Source organism: Streptomyces sp. XY006, assembly GCF_002237655.1.
GTDB classification, from domain to species: Bacteria; Actinomycetota; Actinomycetes; order Streptomycetales; family Streptomycetaceae; genus Streptomyces; species Streptomyces levis.
On the sequence record NZ_NOKT01000011.1, the window covers coordinates 206,952 to 231,717 of the forward strand.

Here is a 24,766-nt window from a genome sequence, read left to right on the forward strand (position 1 = left end):
GGACGGGTACCCGGCCTCCGACGGGACACACAGCCCGTAGTCACCACGTTCGGTGATTTTCCGGCCAAGACCGGCCGGGCAGACCGGCACGCACCACCAACTCCCCTCCTCCGTACGGCAATTCCGACAGTTGCCACAGATGCGAACAGTCACCGATCACTTTCGTGGAGAAGTGGCCTCCCACGATGCGAGACCGGTCGATGACGGTGTGTACTGTGCTGCGGGTGGTTCGCCAGAGCGCCATGGGCGCCGCCCTGCCCGGCTCCCTACTGGAATCGACTCGATGATCGACATACCGGACCTGGCCGTCGGCGGTCTCGCCTTCGGCACACTGTCCGCGTTCGCCCTCGGCGGCGGACTGCTGCGCGCACGGCGGCAACTGGCCCTGCAGCGGACGCAGACGGCCGCGCTGCGTGCCCGGCTCGACGGCACCTCACGCGCGTTCACGGCGGAAGTGGAACACCTGGCGGCACGCCGCGTGCCGGCGGCGGCCCGGCAGGCGGCCCATCCGCACGTCACCGTGCCCGGCCCGCTGAACCCGCAGCTGACCGATACGCCCCTGGGGCTCGCGCTGGAGCAGGTGCTCAAGGGGGTGCACACCGAACTCGCCGCGCAGCGCACCCGGATCGACGCGGCCGCCCAGGCCGGGATGCGGGGCGCGACCCGGGAGATCCAGGCGGCGCTGTACCGGCTGCAGGACGCCCTGCGCGGACTCCAACAGCGCTACGACGACCCCGAGTTGGCGCAGACGCTGTTCGAACTGGACCACGAGAACGAGCAGTCGCTGCGCCGGGCGCAGGTCGCCGCGGTGGTGTGCGGCGCCTGGGTCGGGCTCGCCCGCGAGGAGTCCCACCTCGTGGACGCGGTGACGGGTGGTCAGGCCCGGCTCGCGGGCTACCGGCGCGTCCGGGTCCACAACCACTTGGAGACGGGGACGGCCCTGGTGTCCCACGCCGTCGAGCCCGTCGCCATCATCGTCGCCGAACTCCTCGACAACGCGCTGCGGCACTCCGCGCCCGACACCGAGGTCGTGGTCAACCTGGAGGCCGTCCACCACGGGGTCTGCGTCACCGTCGACGACGCCGGCCTCGGCATGTCGCAGGACGAACGGGCCCGCGCGCAGCGGATGGTGGCCGGTGACGAGCCGATCCTGCTGACCGACCTGGGCGACCCGCCGCGCATGGGGCTCGCCGCCGTCGGCCAGCTCACCCGGCAGTTCGACCTGAGCGTGGACCTGTCGTCACCGTCGCCGTACGGCGGGGTGCGGGCGGTGCTGCGGATCGACAGCCACCTGCTGACCCGGATCGACCCCGAGGAACGGCCGCCCGCGGCCGGCGCCCCCCGCTCGACCCGCGCCGCGCGAGGCACCGGGGGCAGTGCGCGCCCCGCGGCCCCGGCGGCACCGACCCCTGCCACACCGGCCCCGGCCACACCCGCCGGCGCCGCAACGGCCGCCGCCGCACCGGCCCGGGCCACAGCGCCGGAGCCCCGGGGGGCCACCCCCGACCACGCCCACGGCACCGCACCCGACGAGCCCGTCCCGGGCCATCACGACGGCCCCGACGACGGCCGCCCCGGCGGTCACCACGCCGCCCCGCGCGAGGACGGCGGAAGCCTGCCCCAGCGGCGTCGCCGCAGACGGGCGGCGGCGGTAGCGGCCGGGCCCGCCGCGGAGGCCTCCACCGGCGCGCCGCAGCGCAGGCCGCAGCGCCCCGAGGAGGCCGCGGCGGCCCTCGGCGCCCTCCAGTCCGGCACGGCGGCCGCGCGACGGTCCGCCGCCCGGCCGAACACCGGAGCCGTCCCGCCCGTACCCGAGCGCGACCCGGCAACGGCCACGGCCGACGCACCGGCCGACGCACCGGCCGACAACACCGGCCACGACGACACGGATCACGAAGGCACCGGCCACGAAGGCACCGGCCCGACCGACCGGCACGACCAGACCGGCCAGGCCGCCCGGACCGGCCAGACCGGCCGGACCGACCAGACCGGCCAGGCCGACCAAGCCGAGAAAACCGACAAAACCGACCACAAAGGGGGAACGGCTCGATGAGCAGCCGCGCAACGGGGGACACGGCATGGGTGCTCGAACCGGTTCTGGAGGTGCCGCACGTCGTGGCCGCCGTCCTGCTCACCCGGGACGGGCTCGTGACGGGCTGGACCGACGCCCTGTCGCAGCCGTCGGCCGAGCGGGTCGCGGCCATCACCAGCACGGTGCAGGGCGCCTGCCGCACCGCGGCGGCGGCCTTCGCCGACACCGACCGGGCCGACATCCGGCAGGTCGTCGTCGAGTCGGACCACGGCTATGTCCTCATCGTGCCGACGGACCACGGCACCTGCGTGGCCGCGTACGGCGATCCCGAGGTGCGCCTGGACCTGCTCGCCCACCGGGTCCACTCGCAGGTGGCGCGCCTCGGCGAGAAGGCGATGGCCGCCGGGCCCCGAGGTGCCGACGGCGACGCGCCGGCATGACCGGCCGCCGAGGCGGCCGTCCCCTGGTTCCCGCGTACCTGTCCACCGGCGGGGTGGCGCGGCCCAGCCGTACCCATCTGGAACGGCTGTCGGTCCTCACCTGCAGCGGCGGGCGGGCCCCCACCGATCTGCCCGCCGCCCAGGCGGCCCTCCTGGAGGAGCTGGGGCACGGCTCGCTGACGGTGGTGGAGGCCGCGGCCCTGCTGCGGCTGCCCGTCTCCGCGGTGCTGGTGCTGGCCGCCGATCTCCTCGACCGCGACCTGGTACTGGCCCGCGCGCCGATCCCGCCCGCCCGGCGCTTCGACCCCGACCTGCTGAAGAGAGTGGCCGATGGCCTCCGCGACCTCAAGCACCGTTGACGACCGGCCCGCCGGGGCGGACGTCCATCTCCCCGACACCGCCCGGGACTTGGTGAAGATCCTGGTCACCGGGCCCTTCGGGGTGGGCAAGACCACCCTGATCCGCTCCGTGTCCGAGATCCGCCCGCTGCACACGGAGGAGCTGCTCACCGAGGCGTCGGCGCAGGTGGACGATCTCGCCGGGGTGCGCGAGAAGTCGACCACCACGGTCGCCATCGACTTCGGCCGGATCAGCCTCCCCGGCGGCATCGTGCTGTACCTGTTCGGCACACCCGGCCAGGAGCGGTTCCGGGAGCTGTGGGACGACATCGCCTACGGCGCGCTCGGCGCGCTCGTCCTGGTCGACGCCCGCCGCATCGACGCCTCCTTCGACGTGCTGGGACTGGTGGAGGAGTCGGGACTGCCGTACGCGGTCGCCTTCAACACGTTCCCGGACGCGCCCCGGCACCACACGCCCGAGCAGCTGCGCGCCGCCCTGGACCTGGAGCCCACGACCCCCATGGTGACCTGCGACGCGCGGGAGGCGGACTCCTCGATCGACGCCCTGCTCGCGCTGGTGCAGCACCTGATCGACCACCACCCCCCGGAGCCCCGGTGACCCACCCGTCCCCCGCCGAGCAGGCCTTCTCCCTCGCGGCACCCGTCCGTCTCTGGGAGGAGGGCTTCGCCCGCGACCCCTACTCCTCCTACGCCGCCCTGCGCGCCCAGGGCCCGGTCGGCTGGGCCGAACTCGCGCCCGGCGTACCGGCGTACGTCGTCACGGACCGGCGGGCGGCGCTGGACCTGCTGCACGACACGGAGACGTTCTCGCACGATCCGCGGCCCTGGGAGGCGACCGTCCCGGACGACTCGCCGGTGCTCGGCATGATGCGCTGGCGGCCCAACACCCTGTTCGCCGACGGCGCCGCCCACCTGCGCTACCGCACCTCGCTGATCGACGCCTTCGACCTGGTGGAGCCGCACGACCTGCGGGCCCGGGTGCACCGCGCGGTGCACCTGCTGGTGAGCCGGTTCGGGCCGCGCGGCGAGGCCGACCTGGTGGCCGACTTCACGCGGCCGCTGATGGCGCTGGTGTTCAACAGCCTGTTCGGGCTGCCGGACAGCGCCGGCGACCGGCTCGACGCCGCCCTCGGCAAACTCATCGAGGGCGGCGCCCAGGCGGCCGAGGGCGAGGCCGAGTACGGCGGGTACGTGCTGGAGCTGATCGCGGCCAAGACCGAACGGCGCGGCGACGACCTGACGAGCTGGCTGCTGGACCACCCGGCGGGCCTCACCCCCGAGGAGGTCACCTGGCAGGTGTTCCTCACCCTCGGCGCGGGCCACGAGCCGACGGCGAACCTGGTGTCCAACGCGCTGTCGCGGATCCTCGGCAACCCGGAGTACTACTCGACGCTCACCAGCGGCGCCCGCCCCGTGACGGACGCGGTGCTGGAGGTCCTGCGCCACGAGACGCCCCTCGCCAACTACGGCATCCACTACGCCCGTACGCCGGTCACCTTCCACGGCGTGTGGATCCGGGCGGCGGTGCCGGTGGTGATCTCCTACGGGGCGCTCGCGCACGCGGCCGAGCAGGACCGCGGCACGGACCGGCATCCGTCCGACGCGTCCCACCTGTCCTGGTCGGCCGGACCGCACGCCTGCCCGGTCAAGCAGCACACCCTGCTCATCGCCACCGAGGCGATCGAGCGGCTCACGCAGTGGCTGCCCGACCTCGAACCGGTGCTGCCCCGTGAGCGCCTGAGCTGGCGGCCCGGGCCGTTCCACCGTTCGCTGACGGCGCTCCCCGTCCGTTTCAGCCCCCGCTCCCCCGACCAGCCTGGAGGACGACCGTGACCGACCGCATCGCTCTCGACCCCTTGGGCGCCGACATCGCCGCCGAGAGCGCCCGGCTGCGCACCCTCGGCCCGATCGTGCCCGTGGAGCTGCCGGGCGGCATCCCCGCCTGGGCGCCCACGCGCTACGACACCCTCAAGGAGCTCATCCTCGACCCGCGGGTCAGCAGGGACCCGCGGCTGCACTGGCGGCTGTGGCCCGAGCTCGGCGCCCATCCGTCCTGGGCGTGGATCCTGGGCTGGGTCGGGGTGGTCAACATGCTCTCCACCTACGGCGCCGACCACGCCCGGCTGCGCCGGCTCGTGGCACCGAGCTTCACCCACCGGCGCACCGAGGCGATGCGGCCCCGGGTCGAGGCCGTCACGGCGGAGCTGCTGGACGCGCTCGGCGGTGACGAGGCCGTGGACTTGAAGGAGAGGTTCGCCCATCCGCTGCCGATGCGGATCATCTGCGAACTGTTCGGTGTGCCGGACGCGTTGCGGGAGGACACGGTCCGGCTGGTCGCGGCCATCATGGACACCTCCGACCCGACGCCGGAGCACGCGGCGTCCGTGCAGCGGCAGATCGGCACGGTGCTGCCCGCGCTGATCGCGCACAAGAGCGCGCATCCCGGCGACGACATGACGACCGAGCTGATCCGGGTCCGGGACGAGGACGGCGACCGGCTCAGCGAGGAGGAACTGCTGTACACGCTGCTGCTGGTGATCGGGGCCGGTTTCGAGACCACCGTGAATCTGATCGGCAACGCCGTCGTCGCCCTGCTGCGGCGCCCGGAGCAGCTGGCGGCCGTGCGGTCCGGGAAGATCGGCTGGGACGCGGTCGTCGACGAGACGCTGCGCGCCCACCCGTCGATCGCCTCGCTGCCACTGCGGTTCGCGGTCGACGACCTCACCGTGGGCGACGTGCGGATTCCGGCCGGCGACGCCATCATCACCACGTACGCCGCCGCCGGGCTCGATCCCGACCACTACGGGCCGGACGCCGACACCTTCGACGCCACGCGCGCCGCCGACGACCACCTCTCCTTCGGGATCGGCGTCCATCGCTGCATCGGGGCGCCGCTGGCCCGTCTGGAGGCCCTCACCGCGCTGCCCGCGCTCTTCGACCGCTTCCCGGACCTGCGACTGGAGACCGGCGACGCGGGGCTGCGGCAGGTGCCGTCGTTCATCGCCTTCGGCTGGCAGGAGATCCCGGTCCGGCTGCGCGGCTGAGGCAGCCGGACGCACGGGCGACGCGCGGGAGCGCGACCGGTCCCCCGTTCCGGTCGTGCCCCCGCGATGCCTCGAACCTACGTGCACGTCCGATGCCTTGGGAACCGCGTTGATGCCCGTTGTGCGCTCAGCAGGGCTCACCCGTGCACAGCTGAGTCCGGATGGCCCCGTTTCGTCCCGACGGAACCAGGCCGACCGGTTGCCAGGGAGGCAAACCGCTCAGGTACGAGGCTGCAGGTGCGGCAGTTCGAGGTCGCCCACGGCGAGGTGCGCCAGCACCACCTCGTACAGGTCGCTCCCGGCGGCCAGCAACTGGCGCTCCAGGAGCGGTTCGGCGCTGCGGACGTGTTCGCGCACGGTCTGGGCGTGCACGCCCAGCGTCTGCGCCGCCCGTTCGGCGTTGCCGCCGGCGGCGATCCAGGCGCGCAGCGTCCGGCGCGGATTCCTGGCGTCCGCGTCCAGGCGGCCCAGCAGGTCCTGGGCCCAGGTGCGCAGGGCGGGCCCGGACAGCAGGTCGGCGAGGTGCGGGCCGGCGGCGCGGGTGTCGCTCGCGGGCGGCACGTCGGCCAGCCCGATCTGCGTGTTGAGGGCCAGCAGGACCACGGCCCGGACGGTGAGGTCGGTGAAGTCGGTGCCGAGCAGGCTCTCGACGCGTTCCATGCGGGCGCGGACGGTGTTGCGGCTGACGCCGAGGACCTTGGCGGCGGCGACCGCGGTGAACTCCAGGCCGAGGCGGCTGGTGGCGAGAAGCTCGGCCCGCGTGTGGTGCGGCAGGGTGTCGAGCGGGCGGAGCAGGCGGGCCGTCCAGGTGCGCAGCGCCGCCGGGTCCATCAGGCGTTCGGGATGGGTGCGCTCGGTGTACACGGCCGTCTTGTCGGGCCGGACGTGCGCGACGGCGAGGGCGCTGACGGCCTGCCCGTAGGCGGTGGCGGTCCGGGCCAGGCTCTGCCGGACGCTGCCGCCGAGATAGGTGTCCCGGTGCCGTCCGACCAGCGCCTTCAGCGCGTCGCCGGTGGTCTCGCGGGGGCCGACGACGATCACGTGCCCGTCCATCGCCGGGCACCGCACCACCAGGGCGTTCTCCCTGGTGTGGTCGAGGCAGTCCTCGACGATGCGGTCGCGGGCGGCGGGGTCGGACTCGACGACGTACACGCACGCGGTGTCGGCGTCGAGGAGTCCGGGCCACAGTCCGGCCGCGACGCGGCGGGCGGCGACGGTGTCCTCGACCATCAGCAGCTGCAGGATGGCCAGGCGCAGGTCGGAGGTGGCGCGCCGGAGCCGGTGCCCGGCGGCGGCCGAGTCGTGGGCCGTCAGCAGCAGCTCGATCACCTGGGCGGTGTGCGTGACGACGTCGGAGGCCCGCCGGTCGAACGGGGCGGGCCGGGAGACGGCCAGCACGCAGGCGTCCGTGGGGTGTTCCACCCGCACCAGGCGCAGGTGCTCCTCCCCGGTCTGCCAGGCGGCGGAGGCGATCCGGCCGGCGGCAATCTCCGTGACCAGGTCCTCGTCGAGGGGGAGCCGGGTTCCGGCGACGAGGTTCCCGGCGGCGTCCCGCAGGGCCACCGACCCCTCCACGGCGCCGGCGAGCCACGCGACGACCCGGTGCACGTCGCGTCCGGCCGGCCGCAGGTGCTCCAGCAGTTCCCGCGCCCACGCCGGATTCGCCCCGGGCCGCGTCCCCCGCTGCCGGTCTGTGTCCTCTCGGCCAGCCATTTCGGCCTTCCCCTCCCTCCTCGCACCGCCTCCGGCGCACCGGTCGGGGACGTTACCTCAGCCGTCCCCCGGTCCTCGTCCGCGGGCCCGGCACCCCGCGCTGCGTCACCGGCCCGCCCGGGCGGCATAAGCTCGGCGGATGGCGAAGTACTACGACGTGCACCCCGACAACCCCCAGCCGCGCACCATCGGCCAGATCGCCGACAGCATCCGCGCGGACGCCCTTGTCGCCTACCCCACGGACTCCTGTTACGCACTGGGCTGCCGCCTGGGCAGCCGGGACGGCATCGACCGCATCCGCGCGATCCGCAAGCTCGACGACCGGCACCACTTCACTCTCGTGTGCCAGGACTTCGCGCAGCTCGGCCAGTTCGTGCGCATCGACAACGACGTGTTCCGCGCGATCAAGGCGTCGACGCCCGGCAGCTACACGTTCATCCTGCCCGCGACCCGGGAGGTGCCGCGCATGCTGCAGCACCCCAAGAAGAAGACCGTCGGGGTGCGGATCCCCGACCACGTCGTCACCCAGGCCCTGCTGGCCGAGCTCGGCGAGCCGCTGCTGTCCAGCACCCTGCTGCTGCCCGGCCAGGACGAGCCGATGACGCAGGGCTGGGAGATCAAGGACGAGCTCGACCACGTCCTGGACGCGGTGGTCGACTCCGGTGAGTGCGGCACCGAGCCGACGACGGTCGTCGACTTCTCCGGCGGGGAGGCCGAGATCGTGCGGCGGGGCGCGGGCGACACCTCACGGTTCGAGTAAAGGGCGCCCCAAGGGCCGTTCAGGCGCGGGCAGTCGGGCCGGGGGCGGGGGGAAGGCCCCGGGAACGCCGTGCCACGATGGCGGGGATCCGCCCGGTCACGCGGACGGGTTCCCGGCCCCCACCCCACCCCGCAGAGAGGCAGCGCAGTCATGACCGCCGTACAGGGAACCGACGTCGACATCCCCACCGGGGACGGCACCGCCGACGCCTACCTGGCCCACCCGGACGACGGGGCCGCCCACCCGGCCGTCCTGGTCTTCATGGACGCCTTCGGCCTGCGTCCGAACCTGCGGTCCATGGCGGACCGGCTGGCCGGCGAGGGGTACACGGTGCTGGTGCCCAACCTGTTCCACCGCGCCGGACGCGCCCCGCTGTTCGACCTGCCCGAGTTCATCGATCCCGGAGCACGTCCGGGGGTGTTCGAGCGGATCACGCCGGTCATGCGGACCCTGACGGACGAGCTGGCGATGCGGGACACCGGTGCGTATCTGCGCTGGCTGGCCGAGTCGCCCGTGGCGGCCGGCGGTCCGGTGGCGCTGACCGGCTACTGCATGGGCGCCCGGCTGTCGCTGCTGACCGCGGGCACCTACCCGGAGCGGGTCGCGGCGGCGGCCGGTTTCCACGGCGGGCGGCTGGCGACGGACACGCCCGACAGCCCGCACCTGGTGGCCGGCAAGGTCACCGCCGAGCTGTACTTCGGCCATGCCGACCAGGACCCGTCGCTGCCGCCGGAGCAGATCGAGCGTCTGGAGGAGGCCCTGACCGCGGCGGGCGTGCGGCACCGCTGCGAGGTGTACACCGGCGCGCCGCACGGTTTCACCCAGGCCGACACGGCGGCCTACCACGAGGAGGGCGACCGGCGGCACTGGGCGGCGCTGCTGGACCTGCTGAAGCGCACCTTCTGACCCCTTTCGCCGTGTGAGAGCCCGGGATCGAGCGCCCGGCCGGCGGCAAGGGCTTGCTCCGCGGGGTCCCTGCGCGTAGACCTTGCGGGACAGCAGCCGTGACTCTGGGGGGAGTTGGCGCATGGACGGCACGGTCGAGGGGTTCCGCTACGGTGCGGTGACCCCGGTCGCGGCCTATCTGATGGCCTGTCTGGGAGGGGCGCTGGGCCTGCGGTGCATCGTGCGCTCGCTGCTCGGCGCGCGGTCGTGGAAGGCGGGCTGGCTGGCCCTGGGATCCGCCGCCATCGGGTGCGGCATCTGGACGATGCACTTCATCGCCATGATCGGCTTCCACGTGGAGGAGACCCGGGTCCGGTACGACACGGCCACGACGGTGCTCAGTCTCGTCGTGGCCGTCGTCGTGGTCGGCGCCGGGGTGTTCACCGTCGGCCACCGCGGCCCGGGCGCGCGCACCCTGGCGGTGGCGGGGAGCGTCACCGGCCTCGGGATCGCCGGGATGCACTACCTGGGCATGGCGGCGATGCGGCTGAACGGCGACGTCCGCTACGACCCGTGGGGCGTCACGCTGTCGGTGCTGATCGCGATCGCCGCCGCGACCGCCGCCCTCTGGTCGGCCGTCACGGTCCGGGGCATGGGCACGAGTCTCGGCGCGAGCCTGGTGATGGGCATCGCGGTGTCCGGGATGCACTACACGGGCATGGCCGCCGTCCGGGTCCATGTGCACGACACCACGGGCGGGACGTGGGCCGGCGAGTCGCCGATGTCGTTGCTGCTGCCGATGCTGCTGGGGCCGGTCGTCTTCCTGCTGCTGGCCGCCGCCGTGGTGATGTTCGATCCGCTGCTGGTGCTGGGCGAGCGCCCGGCCGCACCCGGCCCCGGCACTCCGGCCGCCGCCTCCGCCGCGCCCTCGCGCCCTTCGTGGCACCGGCCGGCCCCGCCGCCGCGCGGGCGGTGAGAACCCCCCGACTGCCTTGTCCCGCCCGGTTGTTACGGTGCACCGGTGCCCGACTCCTCACGTGACACCCCCGAAGGCGCCGGCTGGGGCTCCGCCCAACGCGGCGCGTATCAGCGGCTGTTGCCGCAGCGCACCGAGAAGATCTCCTGGCTGGACCCGCGCATGCTGTGGGCGGCCCGCAACGGCGTGCTGGCCTCCTGGTTCGGGGACCCCACCGGCCGGATGCGGGCCCGCTGGGTGGCGCAGCGCGAGGCCGCCGGGGCACCGGCCGACAAGGTCGTCCGCCGCGACGACCCGGACCGGTTCTCCTTCCTGGTCATCGGCGACACCGGCGAGGGCGACGATCCCCAGTACGCCGTCGTGCCGGGCCTGCTGAAAGCCGGCGGGGACACCCGCTTCGCGGTCCTCGCCAGTGACGTGATCTACCCGGTGGGCAGCGCGGACGACTACGGCCCCAAGTTCTTCCGCCCGTACCGCGACTACCCGGCGCCGATCTACGCGATTCCGGGCAACCACGACTGGTACGAGGACCTCGGCGGGTTCATGCGGGTCTTCTGCGGCGACGCCCCGCCCCTGCCGCCCGAGGACCGGCCGCGCCCGCTGACCCGGGCCTGGCTGCGGTCGCTGCTGTGGCACCGGCCGCGTCCGGGCGACGGCGAGCACCTGGCCGAGGCCCGCGCGCTGCGTCCGGCCCCCGCCCAGCAGGCCGTCCAGCCGGGGCCGTACTGGGCGATCGACGCCGGGCCGGTCCGGATCGTCGGCATCGACACCGGTCTGCTCGGCACCGTCGACGCCGCGCAGGGCGCCTGGCTGCGCGAGGTCTCCGCGGGGCCCCGCCCGAAGATCCTGGTCACCGGTTCGCCGCTGTACGTGGACGGCCGGCACGAGCCGTGCGCGATCGAGGGCGGCGGCACCGTCGACGACATCGTCCGCGATCCGGCGCACCACTACGTGGCGGCGATCGGCGGCGACATCCACAACTACCAGCGCTATCCCGTCCGGCTGGACGACGGGCGCACGCTCCAGTACGTCGTGGCGGGCGGCGGCGGGGCGTTCATGCACGCCACCCACACCATCCCGCGCGTCGACGTCGCCGGCGTCACCGAGGACGACTTCCGCTGCTATCCGCTGCGCGGCGACTCCCTGGCGTTCTACAGCCGGCTCTACGGCCGCCGGCTGCGGCTGCGCCGCTTCTTCACGCTCACCGAGGCGGAGGCGACGGCCTTGATCGCCGAGCGGCTCGGCATCCGGCCCGCGCGCACCCCGGGAACACCGGCCCGCGTCACCCGGCGGGCCCGGCTGGTCGCGGGGCTGCTCGGCACCGGCAGCCGCCCCGACAAGGCCAGACGGTTCCGGCTGCCGGTGCGGAAGATCTACACGTCGTTGTTCTCGCCGAGCTCGGCCACGTACAGCCCGCCGTTCTTCAAGTGCTTCCTGCGGCTGGACGTCTCGCCGGAGTCGGTCCGGCTGCGCTGCTACGCGGCCACCGGCAACCGCGCCCAGGAACTCGACCCGCCGGTCGAGGACGAGGTGACGATCCCGCTGCGCTGACCTCGCCGGACGGGAACAGGGAGAGCCACCGCCGGGTTGGCACAGCCGGACACATGGAAGGTTCGATGAGGGAGGGCCCGTGCCACCGACTCCGCGACCGCTGCGCAAGCTGGGTTTCCTGACCATCGGCCTGTTCGACGAGCGGGATCCGCGCCGGGGGCACGAGTCGACGCTGGAGATCATCGAGCTGGGCGAGCGGCTCGGCTTCGACAGCGCGTGGGTGCGCCACCGCCACCTCCAGTACGGCATCTCCTCCCCCGTCGCCGTCCTGGCCGCGGCCACGCAGCGCACCCGCCGCATCGAGCTCGGCACGGCCGTCACCCCGCTCGGCTGGGAGAACCCGCTGCGGCTGGCGGAGGACCTGGCCACCGTCGACCTGCTGTCCGGCGGGCGTCTCAACCCCGGTGTGAGCGTGGGCCCGCCGATGCATTTCGACGAGGTCAGGGGCGCCCTCTACCCGGACACGGCCGACGCCGAGGACTTCGGGTACGGGCGGGTGGAGCGGCTGCTGCGCTTCGTGCGGGGCGAGCCGGCGACGGACTTCAGCGGTGTGGAGGGTTTCGAGACCTTTTCGGACCGGGTGCAGCCGCACTCCGCCGGTCTCGGCCGGCGCCTGTGGTACGGCGGCGGCAGCCTGCGCTCGGCCCGGTGGGCGGGCGAGCACGGCATGAACCTCCTCACCAGCAGCGTCGTGAAGGCGGAGAAGCCCGAGGGGCCCTGGGACTTCGCGGAGATTCAGGCGGCCCAGATCCGCGCCTTCCGGGCCGCCCACCCCGACGGCGAGGCCGCCCGGGTCTCGCAGGGCCTGGTGGTGATCCCGACGGACTCCGCCTCGCCCGGACAGCGGGCCCCGTACGCGGAGTACGCCGAGCGGCGCACCCCGCGCACCGCGGAGCCACAGGGCCCGGCGCGGCTGCTGTTCGCGCCGGACCTGGTGGGCACCTCGGCGGAGCTCGCCGAGCGGCTGCAGGCGCACGCCGGGTTCCGGGAGGTGGAGGAGGTGGCGTTCGCGCTGCCGTTCACCTTCGAGCACGAGGACTATGTGCAGATCCTCACCGACATGGCGACGAAGCTCGCCCCGGCGCTGGGCTGGCGCCCTGCCGGCTGACGCGCCCTGCCGTCCGAGGCGTCACCAGCGCCCGGGCTCGCTCCCGGTGATCGCCTCCGACGGCGTGCCGTCCACCCCGGCCGGCACGTCCCCGGCGAGCATCACGCGGTGCATGATCCGCGGATGGTCGAGGTGGCCGGTGTCGCCCGGGGCCAGGTGCATGGTGGCGCGGTTGTCCCAGAACGCCACGCTGCCCGGCTCCCAGCGGAACCGGACGGTGTACTCGGGCCGGACCGCCTGCTCCAGCAGCAGCTCCAGGATCGCGCCGCTCTCGGGCCGGGAGAGGCCGGCGATCTGCTCGACGTAGTAGCCGTTGACGTACAGGATCCGCTCGCCCGTCTCGGGGTGGACACGCACCAGCGGGTGCAGCGAGGCGACCTGGCGGTCCAGCAGGTGTCGGACGTAGGCGTCGTCGCCGGGCCGGGGCTGGTAGCCGACGCCGAGCCGGTGCTCGGCACGCATCCCGTCGGCGAACGCCCGCAGCGGCGCCGAGAGCCCGGCGTAGGCGGCCGCCAGGTTCGCCCAGGTGGTGTCGCCCCCGTAGGGCGGGACGGTCTCGGCGCGCAGGATCGTCGCGGCGGGCGGGTCGACGCGGGCGCCGTGGTCGCAGTGCCAGCCGCGCAGCAGGGTGTGGCGGCGCCGCCGCAGCCACTCGTCGTGCTCCATGCCGAACCGTCCGCCCAGCTCCAGCCGGTCGGCGGTCGTCTCGATCTCCGGGAAGTCCGGCGGTGAGGCCCTGCCGCGGCGCGGCAGCACCACCGGCTCCCCGAACCGCCGCGCGAACGCCACGTGCCCGGCGTGGTCCAGCCGCTGGCCGCGGAAGAACACGACCTTCCACCGCAGCACCGCCGCCCTGATCGCGGCGACGACGGTGTCGTCGAGGTCGCCGGCCAGGTCGACGCCGTGGATTTCGGCGCCGATGTACCCGGCGACCGGCTTCACCTCCAGCCCCGCGTCCGGCACCGCCTCGTCCGTCGTCCGGCTGTCCGTCGTCATGCGCACTCCGCTGGTCGTGGGCCAGGTCCGTCCCGAAGATCGTGACAGCGATCCCCGCCGGTGGCGACACCGCCTCACACGGTGAACTCCCGGATCACCACGTCCCGGAACACCGCCCTGCCCTCCATGGTGAACAGCGCGAGCCCGGTGTCCACCAGGTAGGGGAAGGCCGCGGACGAGTGCGTGTACCGGCCGTCGTCCACGAACATCTCCACGGACGTGCGGTCCACCAGGATCCGCAGCCGTACCGTGCGCCGGGCCGGGTCGAAGGGGCTGCGGCTCTCCTGGAAGCGGCCGGTCATGTCGGGCGACACCGAGGGTCCGCGGTTGAGGAACGCGTAGTCCCGGTGGAACCCCGCGTCGATGTGCCGCACCCCGTCCGGGGAGCGCCTGAGCTGCAGTCCGGCGCCCGCGAGCTGCTCCCAGGTGATCTCGCAGCTCACTTCGTAGGCGGTGCCGCGGTGGCCGAGGATCCGGGTGCCCTCCACCGCCAGGTCGCCGAGCCGCACCGTGCGCGAGACGTACCTCTCGAGCGCGGCGACCGGCCGGGACGACAGGTGGTACGCGCCGTCGCCCCCACGCTTCAGGGTCACCTCCCGGACGATCGAGTCCGTGCCGTTGAAGCCGTCGCTGTCGATGGTGGGCGTGATGTGGGCGTAGTCCCAGTTGTTGAGCCAGCCGATCGCGTACCGGGTGCTGTCGTCGACCGTGCCGTCGGCGGCGTGCCGGTCGAAGGTGACGGCCCCGTACCAGTCCCAGCCGTGGTCGAGCCACTGCGGAGCGGCCGCGTCGGCGGTGAAGGCGGTGCCGTCGAAGGTGCCCGTCCAGTACGCGTAGGTGTTCGGCAGCCCGGCGCCCTTGCCGTTGGCGCTCACGCCCAGCACCCACTTCACCGTGCCGTCCGCGGCCCGGATCCGGAACAGGTCGGGGCACTCCAGCACCCCGATGCCGCCGCGCACGAAACCGCTCGTGTAGGTCCAGGACTTGAGGTCGGCGGAGGTGTAGAAGCCGACCTTGTCGTGCTCGGCGAGGGTCATCACCCACCGGCCGCGTTCCTCGTCGCGGATCACCTTCGGATCGCGGAAGTCGCGCACGCCGGGGTTGGGCAGCACCGGGTCGGTGCCGTACGGGGCGAACGTGCGGCCGCCGTCGGTGGAGTAGTACAGGTACTGCGCCTGGTCGGCCGGGCCGTCCTGCGGGGACATCGTCGCCAGGACCACCACGGCGCCCGCCCCGAAGCCCGCCGTGTTCCCGCTGTCGACCACCGCCGAGCCCGACCAGACGTCGCCGTTGGGGGTCGTGTCCTTGGGCACGGCGATCCCCCGGTCGGTGAAGGAGACCAGGTCACGGCTCGTGGCCAGCCGCCAGGCGGTGCCGATCTCACCGGCGAGGTAGTCGGCGTTGTGCAGGTAGTAGTAGTGATACCGCCCGTCGATCCAGACCGGGCGCTGCGGATCGTTCTTCCACTGCCCGGGCACGGTGAAGTGGTACGCGGCGCGGTAGCTCGCGCCCACCGTGCGGGGCTTGGCCGCGGCCGGGCCCGCCGCGGGCAGCAGGGCTCCGGCGGCTCCCGCGGCCGGCCCGGCGAACAGCGCTCTCCTGGTGATCCCGCCCATCACAGACCTCGTCCCTCTCGTCGGAAACGGTGGCTCATGGGATCAGGACTTTCGGACCTAACTCGTTAAAGGTCAAGCGGTCGCACGCCTTGACAGGTCTCCGCCGCGCTCACATCATCTGGGGCATCAACCCACGGCTAACACGAGTTAGGCCCCTGACACGATGACCGACTCGCACCTCACCCGCCGGGCCCTGCTGCGGTACGGAGCCTACGGCGCGGGGGCCGCCGCCCTGGCCGGCACCGCCGCGAGCTGGGACCGGCTCACCGGAGCCGACATCCCCGGCCGGGACGACGGCTCCCTCGTCGTCGCCACGCTGGGCCCCGCCTACGGGCCGGAGGCCATCCGCACGCTCCAGGAGGGCTTCGCCGAGCTGCACCCCGACATCAAGCTGCGGATCAACGCGGTCCAGGCCGTCGACTGGTCGGACTTCTTCGCGAAGATCCTCACCCAGGTCGCCGCCGGTACCGCCCCCGACCTCGTCTACGTCGCCACCGAGGGCGTGCAGCTGTTCGCCCAACGCCTCGGTGTGGCCCTGGACAGGTGGGTGAAGCGGGACGCCGCCGAGCTGAAGGAGTACTTCGCGGACGTCCACCCCTCGCTGGTGGAGTCGATGATGTACGAGGGCAGCCTGTACCAGCTCCCGGTGGAGTTCAACGCGGCCGACATGTACTTCAACCGGCAGGTGCTGACGCGGGCGGGCGCCGCGTTCCCGCCGGCCGACTGGACCCGCGACGACTTCACGGCGCTGCTGCGGGACATGAAGAGGACGGGCGGCGCGCGCTTCACGCCGTACTTCTGGACCAACCGGCTCTGGGGCGGCGTCGTGCCCTGGCTGTTCGCCAACGACACCAATCTGCTCGCCGAGTCCAAGGCGCCCGGCGGACAGTGGCTGTGGGACGGCTTCTACCCGGCCGGGCAGCGCGCGGGCCGCGGCGGCGGCTTCCGCTGGACGACGCCCCAGGCCACGCACGACCGGGTGGAGGAGGTCTACGACTATCTGGCCTCCCTCATCCAGGACGGCCTGTGCACCCGCCCCGAGGGCGGCAACGGCCAGAACCTCATCGGCGTGTTCTCCACGGGCCGGGTCGGGGTCACCCCGGCCGGCGGCTTCTGGGCGGGCGGCCTGCATCTGGCCGGCATGGAGCGCGACGGCTTCGACGTCCAGTACTTCCCGCGCTGGCGCACCCAGCGCATGCAGTACGGCGCGGCGGGCTACGCGCTGCTGCGCACCTCGGCGATGCAGGACGAGGCGTGGGAGTTCATCAAGTACGCCGCCCGCAGGGACACCCTGGAGCGGCTGTTCGCCACGAACCAGACGACCCCGGCCCGCCGCTCACTGCTCACCGCCGACCGCTACGCGAAGACCGGACCGGCGCACTGGCCGGTCTTCTACGACACCCTCGACCGCTTCCCCGACACCGGGCCGATCCCGGCACCGCCGCAGGTCGCCGAGGTCGAGCAGGTGCTGCTGAAGCACACGGGCACGGCGCTGGCCTCGCCGCGCTCGGTGCGTCCCGCGCTGCGCCGGATGCAGGGCGATCTGGAGAAGGCCATGGAGCGTGAGGTATGACGAACACCCGGATCCCGCCCGCCCGGGCCGCGCGCCCCGAGCCGTCCCCGCCCCCCGCGCCGAGGCGTCCCCCGGCCCGTGACCGCGGCACCCGGCTGCTCGCCACGCTGTTCCTGGCCCCGACGATCGTCGGCATCGTCGTCTTCACGGTCGTCCCGATCGCCGGCTCGGTGGGCTTGAGCCTCTTCCACTGGAACGTGATCGACTCCCCGTCGTACGCGGGACTCTCCGCCTACGGCGAGGTGCTGGGCGACGAGACCGTGCTGGTGTCCTTCCGCAACACGCTGGTGTTCATGGTGTTCGCGGTGGCGCTGCAACTGCTCGTCGCGCTCACCCTCGCGCTGGCCGTGAACGGGCGCATGCCGGTGTGGCTGCGGTCGGTGTTCCGCTCGGCGTTCTTCTTCCCGCTGGTGCTGTCCGCCGCGTCGATCTCGGTGGTGATGAAGTACCTGTTCAACCAGGACTTCGGGGTGATCAACTGGCTGCTCGGCCTCGTCGGCGTCGCCCCCGTGCCCTGGCTGACGTCGGAGAACGCGGCCATGGCGACGGTCGTCCTGGTCTACGTCTGGCAGCAGTTCGGCTTCTCGTTCCTGCTGTTCGTCGGCGGCCTGAACAACATCCCGAAGGAGATCCACGAGGCCGCCGCCCTGGACGGCGCGACGGGTCTGCGCAAGCACCTGACCGTCACCCTGCCGCTGCTGTCGCCGACCCTGCTGGTCGCCTCCGTCGTCGGCATCATCAACGCGCTCCAGGTCTTCGAGCAGCCCTACGTCCTCACCAACGGCGGCCCGGGCGACTCCACACGCACGGTCGTGATGGTGATCTACGAGACCGCCTTCGAGCAGCTGCGCTTCGGTGAGGCGTCCGCGGTGGGCGTGCTGCTGTTCGTCCTGATCATGGCGGTCACCGCCCTGCAGTTCCGGCTCAGCCGGCGTTTCGTCCACTACCAGTGAGCCGGGTGAGTCCTGTCATGAGTCAAGCAACCCTGTCCTCCGGCCGCCTGCGGCACGGGCTGGCGCCCTGGGCGCGCATCGCCGGGCTGGCCGTGTGCGCGCTGCTCACCCTCGGCCCGGTGGTGTGGACGGTCTCCACCTCGCTGCGCACGCCCGCCGAGGCGTTCGACCTGCCGCCGAGCCTGATCCCGGCGAACCCCTCCACGGAGGCGTACCGCGGGGTGTTCGACCAGATCGACGTCTGGCTGCTGGCGCTGAACTCCACGCTGGTCACGGGCCTGATCGCGGCCGGCCAGATGATCACGGCGGGCCTGGCCGGATACGCCTTCGCCCGGCTGGAGTTCCGCTTCAAGAAGCCGCTGTTCGGCCTGGTCCTGGCGACGATGATGGTGCCGTTGCAGGTCACCATCGTGCCGGTGTTCCTGGTGCTGAAGTCGATGAGCCTGACCGACACCCTGCTCGGTCTGATCATCCCGGCGTTCCCCACCGCCTTCGGCACGTTCCTGATGCGGCAGTACTTCCTGGGCATGCCCAAGGACCTGGGCGAGGCGGCGATGCTGGACGGGGCCGGGCCGTGGCGGACCTTCCGGTCCGTGTACGCCCCGCTGGCCGCGCCCGGCCTCGCGATCGTCGGCGTCCTGGCCTTCAACTACCACTGGAACGAGTTCTTCCGGCCGCTGATCCTGGAGACGTCGGGCCAGAACTACACGTTGCCGCTGGGGCTGGTCTCCCTCCAGGGCAACCTCGGCACCGGCTCCATCTCGGTGGTGCTCGCCGGTGTCGTGCTGTCCATGATCCCCGCCGTCGCCGTGTTCGTCGTCGGCCAGCGCCCTCTGCGTGAGGGCATCACCTCCGCTGGAGTCAACCGTTGAGCCTCGCCGCTCCCCCGCAGGACCCGCACGCCCCGCGCTTCCGGGTCCGCCCGCCCGCCCACTGGATGAACGACCCCAACGGGCCGTTCCGCTGGCGCGGCCGCTACCACCTCTTCTACCAGCACAACCCCGACGCCCCGGTGCACGCCAACGTCCACTGGGGCCACGCCTCCAGCCCCGACCTCGCCCACTGGGAACACCACCCGGTCGCGCTCACCCCGACCCCGGGCGGGCCGGACGAGGCGGGCTGCTGGTCCGGCTGCACGGTCGACGACAGGGGCGTGCCGACGGCCGTCTACACCGGCGTCGACCGGCACCACGCCGGGCTCGGCACGATCTGCCTGGCCCGGGCGGCCGACCCGGACGACCCGCTGCTGACCGAGTGGGTCCCGCTGCCCGCGCCGGTGGTCGCCGGTCCGCCGGAGGGCCTGGACGTGGTGATGTTCCGCGACCCGTTCGTCTTCCGGCACGAGGGGCGGCGCCGGGCGCTGGTGGGCGCGGGGCACGCCGACGGCACCCCGTCGGTGCTGCTGTACGACTGCGACGACCTGACCGACTGGCGGTTCGCCGGGGTGCTCCTGGACGGCCACGACCCGGCCGCCCGGGCGGCGTTCGGGGACCGGGCCACCGGCTGGGAGTGCCCGCAGCTGTACGCGGCCGGCGGGGGCGAGTGGGTGCTGGTCGTGTCGCTGTGGGACGGGCGTCCGTGGACCACCGGGTATCTGACGGGCCGTCTGGAGGCGGGTCCGCGCTTCTCGGCGCGCGCGGGCGGCCGGCTCGACCACGGCCGCGACTTCTACGCCCCGGCCGTGCTCCAGGAACCGGACCGCGCCCTGATGTGGGGCTGGTCCTGGGAGGCCCGGGAGCAGCGCGACGCCGACTGGGCCGGTGTCCTCACCGCTCCCCGCGTCGTCGGCGTCCACCCGGACGGGGCGCTGCGGGTGAGCCCGGCCCCGGAGCTGGACCGGCTGCGCGCCGACGAGCCGTTCGTCACCGTGCCCGGCCCAACCCCGCTGCCCGCGGCCTACGACCTGACCGTCTCCGCACGCGCACGGACCACCGTGAGCCTGCTGCGCTCGGCCTCGGGCGCCGAGCTGACGGTCGTGCTGGATCCGCAGGAGGGCACGGTGACGCTGGACCGGGACGCCTGGCCGCGCCAGGCGGCCGCAGCGCCGGTCGTCGTGCCCGTGCCGCGGGGGGCGGAGCTGGCGGTACGCGTCCTGGTCGACGGCTCCCTGTACGAGCTGTTTCTCGGCGACCGGGCCATGGTCACCGAGCGCGTCTACGAACGAGCCGACGACGTCAGGCAGTTGGACGTGACCGGATCAGGCGCGGCCGTCACCGGATGGGAGCTGGTCCCACCGACGCGCGGCTGATCACCGGGCAGGCCAGGCGCCGCACGGTGGCGGGCGGCGTCCGGCCGGTGGCGATCGCGTCCAGCAGCAGCCGCGCCGCGGTCTCCCCCATCGCCCGGTGGGGCAGGGCGACGGTGGTCAGGGGCGGCGCGAGATGCGCGGCCATGTGCTCCTGGTCGTCGTAGCCCACGACCGACAGGTCACCGGGGACGGAGATCCCGAGCCGGGTCGCGGCGTGCAGGACGCCCGCCGCGACCCGGTCGTTGTACGCGAAGATCCCGGTGGGGCGGCGCTCGGCCGGTGTCCCGTCGAGCAGCCGCGTGGCGCCCTCGTACCCGCCGGAGATCTCCCCGCCCGTGCGCACGACCCAGTCCCTCGGCACGGTGATGCCCTCGGCGCGCAGCGCGTCACGGAAGCCGCGCAGCCGTTCCACGGAGGCGATGTCGTCCTGCCCGCCGACGAGCGCGACCCGCCGGTGCCCCTGTTCCAGCAGCAGCCGGGCCGCCGTCCGGCCGCCGGCCCGTTCGGCGGGGACCACGGCGGGCAGCGAGTCGTCCTCGGGCAGGCAGTTGGCCAGCACGGAGTGGGTGCGGTGCAGGCCCTCGGGGACGCGGACGCGGCGCAGGGACATGGCCGCGTAGATGATGCCGTCGACCCGCCGGTCGAGGAGTTCGGCGACCGCCGCGTCCTCCTTGGCCGGGTCGCCGCCGGAGTCGACGGTGAGGACCAGGTGCTCGCCGGCCCAGGCGGTGTCCATGGCGCCGCGCAGCAGCCGCCCGGCGAAGGGCGAGGAGGCGATCTCGTCGGTGACCAGTCCGATCACGGCCGTACGGCGGCTGCGCAGGCCGCGCGCGACGGGGTCGGGCCGGTAGCCGAGCCGGGCGGCGGCCTGGCGGATGCGCTCCTGCGTGGCGGGCGAGAGGTTGCCGTCGGCCCGGCCGTTGAACACGAACGACACCGCGGTGTGCGACACACCGGCGAGCCGGGCGACGTCCCGTGAGGTGGGTCGTCCCGGTCCCGCCGCCGTCTTCTCCTCGGCACCGCCCATGCCGTCCGCCGCCCTCGTCCCCCAGCCGTCCGGTTGATCATTGCTCACCCTATCCGTGACGCTGGAGGGACGACACAGTCAACGGGAAGGTCCGACGGTGATCAGCATCCCGACACACACCCTGAACGACGGTACGACGCTCCCCGCCCTGGGCCTGGGCACCTGGCCGCTCGGCGACGACGAGGCACAGCAGGCCGTCCTCTCGGCTCTGGAGGCGGGCTACCGCCTGATCGACACGGCGACGAACTACCGCAACGAGACGGGGGTCGGCCGGGCCGTGGCCGCCGGTGTGGTGCCGCGCGAGGAGATCGTCGTGACGACGAAGCTCCCGGGCCGCCACCACGGCTACGCGGAGACCCTGGCGTCCTTCGAGGAGTCCCGGGCCCGCCTCGGCCTGGAGTACGTCGACCTGTACCTGATCCACTGGCCGCTGCCCCGCGTGGACCGGTACGTCGACTCCTGGAAGGCCATGATCAAGCTGCGCGAGGACGGGCTCGTGCGGTCGATCGGCGTCTCGAACTTCACGGCCGCGCACATCGAGCGGCTGGAGAAGGAGACCGGGGTGCTGCCCTCCGTCAACCAGATCGAGCTGCACCCGTTCCTGCCGCAGGAGGAGCTGCGCGCCTTCCACGCGGGCAAGGGCATCGTCACGGAGAGCTGGAGCCCGCTGGGCCGGGGCACGCCCCTGCTGGAGGACCCGGCCGTGACGCGCGTCGCCGAGGCACACGGGGTGAGTGCCGGGCAGGTCGTGCTGCGCTGGCACACCCAGCTCGGCGCGGTGCCCATCCCGAAGTCGGCGAGCCCCGAGCGGCAGCGCGCCAACCTCGACGTGTTCGGTTTCGAGCTGAGCGACGAGGAGATGACCGCGATCGCGGACCGGGAGCGGCGGCGGGTGGGCGGTGACCCCGAGGTGCACGAGGAGTTCTGAGAATTCCGACGGGCACCTGGGCACGCGAGGCAGGAAGGAGCGCGCCGGGGACGGCGGCGGGCGCGGTGCACCCGATCCGCGCCGGGGCCGGTCCGCGACGTCCGGCCGCACCCTCGCCCAGGTCGCCTCGGAGGCGGGCACGGCGGGGTGAGCGGTCAGAAGTGCGGGGTGAGCGGCTGTTCGCACCAGATGGTCTTGCCGCGCGTGGTCTGCCGGCTGCCCCAGCGCTGCGTGAGCTGGGCGACCAGCAGCAGTCCGCGCCCGCCCTCGTCGTCCTGGTGGGCCCGCCGCAGGTGCGGAGAGGTCGAACTGCCGTCGGAGACCTCGCAGATGAGGGTCCGGTCGCGGATCAGCCGGAGCTGGATGGGCGGTGCGCCGTACCGGATGGCGTTGGTGACCAGTTCGCTGACGACGAGCTCGGTGACGAAGGCCGTCTCGTCCAGGCCCCACGCGGTGAGCTGTTCGGTCGCGGCCTGCCGGGCGGCGGCCACCTGCGCGGGATCCGGTGCCACGTCCCAGGTGGCGACCTCCCCGGTGCCGAGCGCCCGGGTGCGGGCCAGCAGCAGCGCCACGTCGTCGCCGGGCTCCTCCGGCAGGACGGACTTCAGCACGCTGTCGCACAGCGCGTCGAGCGAGTCGGCGGGGACGGTCAGGGCGCGGCACAGCTCGGCGGTGGCGTGGTCGACATCGCGGTCGCGGTCCTCGACGAGCCCGTCGGTGTAGAGGGCGACGACGGAGCCCTCGGGCAGCTGGAGCTCCGTCGCCTCGAACGGCAGCCCTCCGACGCCCAGCGGGGGCCCCGCGCTCATGGGGATCAGCCGGGCGGAGCCGTCGGGCAGCACCAGGGCGGGGGCGGGGTGCCCGGCGGCAGCCAGGCTCAGCCGGCGTGTGACGGGGTCGTAGACGGCGTAGAGGCAGGTGGCGCCGAGCTCGGGGACCTCGTCGCTCTGGTCGCCGGAGGCGAGGTGGGTGACCAGGTCGTCGAGGTGGGTGAGGAGTTCGTCCGGCGGCAGGTCCACGTCGGCGAGGGTGCGCACGGCGGTGACCAGCCGGCCCATGGTCGCCGTGGAGGGGATGCCGTGGCCGACGACGTCACCGACGACCAGTGCCACCCGGCTGCCGGACAGCGGGATCACGTCGAACCAGTCGCCGCCGATGCCCGCCGCGGAGCCGGAGGGCAGATAGCGGTGGGCGACCTCGACGGCGGCCTGGCCCGGCAGGCCCTTCGGGAGCAGGCTGTGCTGGAGGGTCAGGGCGGTGGTGCGTTCGCGGGCGAAGCGGCGGGCGTTGTCGACGCAGACGGCGGCCCGGCTGGCGAGTTCCTCGGCGAAGACGGCGTCGTCCTCGCCGTAGGCGTCCGGCTGGTGGATGCGCACGGCGACGGCGACGCCGAGGGTGGTGCCGCGGGCCCGCAGCGGCACCGCCATCATCGAGTGCGCGCCCACCCGGTAGGGGCGTCCGCCGGGGGCGCGCGTGTTGCGCTCGGCGACCCAGCGCATGAAGGACGGCTCCCCCGCCTGGCTGACGACGGCCCGGCCCTCCCGCATGGCCCGGGCGATGGGTGAGAAGGAGGGGTAGACGTCGGCGTCACCCAGGTGGACGGCGGCCTCCGGGGTGCCCTCGACGACCGAGCCGTGGGCGACACGGCGCAGGGAGACCTCCTCGGCGGGCACGGCCGGCGGCTCGTCCGCGCCGAGGACCCAGTCGGACAGGTCCACGCTCGCGAAGTCGGCGAACCGGGGCACGACGACCCCGACCACTTCCTCGGCGGTGCGCACCACGTCCAGGGTGGTGCCGATGGCGGCCGCGGCCTCGTTCAGCAGGGCCAGCCGCCGCCGGGCCCAGTACTGCTCGGTGCTGTCGAACGCGGCCAGCGCGGTGCCGACGAGTTCCCCGGCGGCGTCCCGGACCGGCCACATCTCGGTGACCCAGGCGTGCTCGCGGTTCAGGGCGGGTGCGCCGGCGTAGCTCTCGTAGCGCAGCGGCCGGCCCGTCTCGACGACGTGGCGCAGATGCCGGTCGAAGCCCCGGTTGTGCTCCGCGTCCTCCACCGTCTCGGGGAAGTGCCGGCCGAGCAGGGTCTCCTCCGATACGCCCATGACCTGGCAGGCGGCCTCGTTCAGCCGCAGGTAGCGCTGGCCGGTGTCGAAGACGGACATCGACAGGGACGCCTGCTGGAACGCGCGACCCGCCAGCGAGGTCTCCGCCCGGCCGGGCCGCGCGGCGGTGACGACGTAGCCGTCGGGTTCGCCGTCCCGCCCCGTCACGACGCACGCGCTGACCCGGACTGCGACCGGGTGGCCGTCGCGGTGGCGCACCATGACGGTGCCCGAGCGGGCCGCCACCGCCTCGGGCGGCACGTCCCCGGCGAGCAGTTCCCGTACGGGCCGGCCCACGGCTTCCGCGGGCGGATAGCCCGTCAGCTGCCGGGCACCCTCGCTCCACCCCGTCACAATGCCGCGGGCGTCGATGATCGCAGCGGCGGAGGCGTCCTCCATCCGTCCAGGATTGTCCCTTTGCCGTCCGCTATCAACCGCGCCGCCGCCTGCGCGAAGGG

Annotated in this window: 21 protein-coding genes; 16 read left to right on the forward strand and 5 right to left on the reverse strand. The window is 73.7% G+C overall.

Going from position 1 to position 24,766, the window contains the following annotated elements; all coding sequences use genetic code 11:
* Positions 1-283 precede the first annotated feature (283 nt).
* Genes CHR28_RS15180 through CHR28_RS15205 form a run of 6 tightly spaced genes read left to right on the forward strand, consistent with a single transcriptional unit; the run spans position 284 to position 5,875 of the window.
* Positions 284-2,053: an ATP-binding protein gene (locus tag CHR28_RS15180; RefSeq protein WP_256984258.1), complete on the forward strand. Its 1,770-nt coding sequence runs from the start codon at positions 284-286 to the stop codon at positions 2,051-2,053.
* Positions 2,050-2,472 carry a roadblock/LC7 domain-containing protein gene (locus CHR28_RS15185; protein ID WP_094054146.1) on the forward strand — a complete coding sequence of 141 codons (423 nt, stop codon included), beginning with the start codon at positions 2,050-2,052 and terminating at the stop codon, positions 2,470-2,472. Before CHR28_RS15180 ends, CHR28_RS15185 begins: the two co-directional genes overlap by 4 nt.
* On the forward strand, positions 2,469-2,831 hold the full coding sequence (locus CHR28_RS15190; RefSeq protein WP_094054147.1) for a DUF742 domain-containing protein: 363 nt from the start codon (positions 2,469-2,471) through the stop codon (positions 2,829-2,831). Before CHR28_RS15185 ends, CHR28_RS15190 begins: the two co-directional genes overlap by 4 nt.
* Entirely contained in the window at positions 2,803-3,429 is a 627-nt protein-coding gene (locus tag CHR28_RS15195) for a GTP-binding protein (RefSeq protein ID WP_094054148.1), read from the forward strand. The genes CHR28_RS15190 and CHR28_RS15195 overlap by 29 nt, the downstream gene beginning before the upstream one ends.
* Complete coding sequence (locus CHR28_RS15200) at positions 3,426-4,664, forward strand: cytochrome P450 (RefSeq protein ID WP_094054149.1); 1,239 nt, start codon at positions 3,426-3,428, stop codon at positions 4,662-4,664. The genes CHR28_RS15195 and CHR28_RS15200 overlap by 4 nt, the downstream gene beginning before the upstream one ends.
* The gene (locus CHR28_RS15205; RefSeq protein ID WP_179272447.1) at positions 4,661-5,875 is read left to right on the forward strand and encodes a cytochrome P450 family protein; all 1,215 of its coding nucleotides are present in this window, start codon (positions 4,661-4,663) and stop codon (positions 5,873-5,875) included. The genes CHR28_RS15200 and CHR28_RS15205 overlap by 4 nt, the downstream gene beginning before the upstream one ends.
* A 219-nt stretch (positions 5,876-6,094) precedes the next feature.
* On the opposite strand, the gene CHR28_RS15210 is transcribed toward CHR28_RS15205, so the two are convergent.
* Positions 6,095-7,588, reverse strand: coding sequence for a helix-turn-helix domain-containing protein (locus CHR28_RS15210; RefSeq protein WP_094054151.1), 1,494 nt, complete (start codon positions 7,586-7,588; stop codon positions 6,095-6,097).
* 139 nt (positions 7,589-7,727) lie between these two features.
* On the opposite strand from CHR28_RS15210, the gene CHR28_RS15215 reads away from it, so the two are divergent.
* The 5 genes from CHR28_RS15215 to CHR28_RS15235 all read left to right on the forward strand — a co-directional run bounded on the left by CHR28_RS15215 (position 7,728) and on the right by CHR28_RS15235 (position 12,868).
* Positions 7,728-8,348, forward strand: a complete 621-nt coding sequence (locus tag CHR28_RS15215; RefSeq protein WP_179272448.1) for an L-threonylcarbamoyladenylate synthase — start codon at positions 7,728-7,730, stop codon at positions 8,346-8,348.
* Positions 8,349-8,498: 150 nt separating this feature from the next.
* Positions 8,499-9,254 (forward strand): dienelactone hydrolase family protein, encoded by a 756-nt coding sequence (locus CHR28_RS15220; RefSeq protein WP_094054152.1) that lies wholly within the window; start codon positions 8,499-8,501, stop codon positions 9,252-9,254.
* 121 nt (positions 9,255-9,375) lie between these two features.
* A complete protein-coding gene (locus CHR28_RS15225; RefSeq protein WP_094054153.1) occupies positions 9,376-10,209 on the forward strand; it encodes an MHYT domain-containing protein in 834 nt (277 codons plus the stop codon).
* Positions 10,210-10,254: 45 nt separating this feature from the next.
* Positions 10,255-11,760, forward strand: a complete 1,506-nt coding sequence (locus CHR28_RS15230; RefSeq protein ID WP_094054154.1) for a metallophosphoesterase family protein — start codon at positions 10,255-10,257, stop codon at positions 11,758-11,760.
* 79 nt (positions 11,761-11,839) lie between these two features.
* Positions 11,840-12,868: an LLM class flavin-dependent oxidoreductase gene (locus CHR28_RS15235; RefSeq protein WP_094054155.1), complete on the forward strand. Its 1,029-nt coding sequence runs from the start codon at positions 11,840-11,842 to the stop codon at positions 12,866-12,868.
* A gap of 21 nt (positions 12,869-12,889) precedes the next feature.
* On the opposite strand, the gene CHR28_RS15240 is transcribed toward CHR28_RS15235, so the two are convergent.
* Both CHR28_RS15240 and CHR28_RS15245 read right to left on the reverse strand, forming a co-directional pair.
* Positions 12,890-13,864 (reverse strand): TauD/TfdA dioxygenase family protein, encoded by a 975-nt coding sequence (locus CHR28_RS15240; protein ID WP_094054156.1) that lies wholly within the window; start codon positions 13,862-13,864, stop codon positions 12,890-12,892.
* A 74-nt stretch (positions 13,865-13,938) separates the two neighbouring features.
* Complete coding sequence (locus CHR28_RS15245; protein WP_094054157.1) at positions 13,939-15,480, reverse strand: glycoside hydrolase family 32 protein; 1,542 nt, start codon at positions 15,478-15,480, stop codon at positions 13,939-13,941.
* Between the two features lie 163 nt (positions 15,481-15,643).
* Between CHR28_RS15245 and CHR28_RS15250 the strand changes: the two genes are divergently transcribed.
* Genes CHR28_RS15250 through CHR28_RS15265 form a run of 4 tightly spaced genes read left to right on the forward strand, consistent with a single transcriptional unit; the run spans position 15,644 to position 20,254 of the window.
* Positions 15,644-17,053: an extracellular solute-binding protein gene (locus CHR28_RS15250; protein ID WP_094054158.1), complete on the forward strand. Its 1,410-nt coding sequence runs from the start codon at positions 15,644-15,646 to the stop codon at positions 17,051-17,053.
* Positions 17,050-18,006, forward strand: coding sequence for a carbohydrate ABC transporter permease (locus CHR28_RS15255; protein WP_094054159.1), 957 nt, complete (start codon positions 17,050-17,052; stop codon positions 18,004-18,006). The genes CHR28_RS15250 and CHR28_RS15255 overlap by 4 nt, the downstream gene beginning before the upstream one ends.
* A 17-nt stretch (positions 18,007-18,023) precedes the next feature.
* Positions 18,024-18,878 carry a carbohydrate ABC transporter permease gene (locus tag CHR28_RS15260; protein WP_094054160.1) on the forward strand — a complete coding sequence of 285 codons (855 nt, stop codon included), beginning with the start codon at positions 18,024-18,026 and terminating at the stop codon, positions 18,876-18,878.
* Entirely contained in the window at positions 18,875-20,254 is a 1,380-nt protein-coding gene (locus CHR28_RS15265) for a glycoside hydrolase family 32 protein (RefSeq protein WP_094054161.1), read from the forward strand. Before CHR28_RS15260 ends, CHR28_RS15265 begins: the two co-directional genes overlap by 4 nt.
* On the opposite strand, the gene CHR28_RS15270 is transcribed toward CHR28_RS15265, so the two are convergent.
* Positions 20,217-21,281 (reverse strand): LacI family DNA-binding transcriptional regulator, encoded by a 1,065-nt coding sequence (locus CHR28_RS15270; protein ID WP_094054162.1) that lies wholly within the window; start codon positions 21,279-21,281, stop codon positions 20,217-20,219. The genes CHR28_RS15265 and CHR28_RS15270 overlap by 38 nt on opposite strands.
* Before the next feature lie 97 nt (positions 21,282-21,378).
* Here CHR28_RS15270 and CHR28_RS15275 point away from each other — a divergent pair, with 97 nt between their 5' ends.
* Positions 21,379-22,209 carry an aldo/keto reductase gene (locus CHR28_RS15275; protein WP_094054163.1) on the forward strand — a complete coding sequence of 277 codons (831 nt, stop codon included), beginning with the start codon at positions 21,379-21,381 and terminating at the stop codon, positions 22,207-22,209.
* A gap of 155 nt (positions 22,210-22,364) precedes the next feature.
* On the opposite strand, the gene CHR28_RS15280 is transcribed toward CHR28_RS15275, so the two are convergent.
* A complete protein-coding gene (locus CHR28_RS15280) occupies positions 22,365-24,707 on the reverse strand; it encodes a SpoIIE family protein phosphatase (RefSeq protein ID WP_094054164.1) in 2,343 nt (780 codons plus the stop codon).
* Positions 24,708-24,766: the final 59 nt, after the last annotated feature.

Excerpts from the sequence above, each read along its gene's own strand:
- CHR28_RS15195 (WP_094054148.1), top strand. The coding sequence starts at position 2,803 with ATGGCCTCCGCGACCTCAAGCACCGTTGACGACCGGCCCGCCGGGGCG.
- CHR28_RS15215 (WP_179272448.1), top strand. The coding sequence starts at position 7,728 with ATGGCGAAGTACTACGACGTGCACCCCGACAACCCCCAGCCGCGCACC.
- CHR28_RS15180 (WP_256984258.1), top strand. The coding sequence starts at position 284 with ATGATCGACATACCGGACCTGGCCGTCGGCGGTCTCGCCTTCGGCACA.
- CHR28_RS15280 (WP_094054164.1), bottom strand. The coding sequence starts at position 24,707 with ATGGAGGACGCCTCCGCCGCTGCGATCATCGACGCCCGCGGCATTGTG.
- CHR28_RS15190 (WP_094054147.1), top strand. The coding sequence starts at position 2,469 with ATGACCGGCCGCCGAGGCGGCCGTCCCCTGGTTCCCGCGTACCTGTCC.
- CHR28_RS15245 (WP_094054157.1), bottom strand. The coding sequence starts at position 15,480 with ATGGGCGGGATCACCAGGAGAGCGCTGTTCGCCGGGCCGGCCGCGGGA.
- CHR28_RS15250 (WP_094054158.1), top strand. The coding sequence starts at position 15,644 with ATGACCGACTCGCACCTCACCCGCCGGGCCCTGCTGCGGTACGGAGCC.
- CHR28_RS15185 (WP_094054146.1), top strand. The coding sequence starts at position 2,050 with ATGAGCAGCCGCGCAACGGGGGACACGGCATGGGTGCTCGAACCGGTT.
- CHR28_RS15240 (WP_094054156.1), bottom strand. The coding sequence starts at position 13,864 with ATGACGACGGACAGCCGGACGACGGACGAGGCGGTGCCGGACGCGGGG.
- CHR28_RS15255 (WP_094054159.1), top strand. The coding sequence starts at position 17,050 with ATGACGAACACCCGGATCCCGCCCGCCCGGGCCGCGCGCCCCGAGCCG.
- CHR28_RS15260 (WP_094054160.1), top strand. The coding sequence starts at position 18,024 with ATGAGTCAAGCAACCCTGTCCTCCGGCCGCCTGCGGCACGGGCTGGCG.
- CHR28_RS15270 (WP_094054162.1), bottom strand. The coding sequence starts at position 21,281 with ATGGGCGGTGCCGAGGAGAAGACGGCGGCGGGACCGGGACGACCCACC.
- CHR28_RS15220 (WP_094054152.1), top strand. The coding sequence starts at position 8,499 with ATGACCGCCGTACAGGGAACCGACGTCGACATCCCCACCGGGGACGGC.
- CHR28_RS15210 (WP_094054151.1), bottom strand. The coding sequence starts at position 7,588 with ATGGCTGGCCGAGAGGACACAGACCGGCAGCGGGGGACGCGGCCCGGG.
- CHR28_RS15225 (WP_094054153.1), top strand. The coding sequence starts at position 9,376 with ATGGACGGCACGGTCGAGGGGTTCCGCTACGGTGCGGTGACCCCGGTC.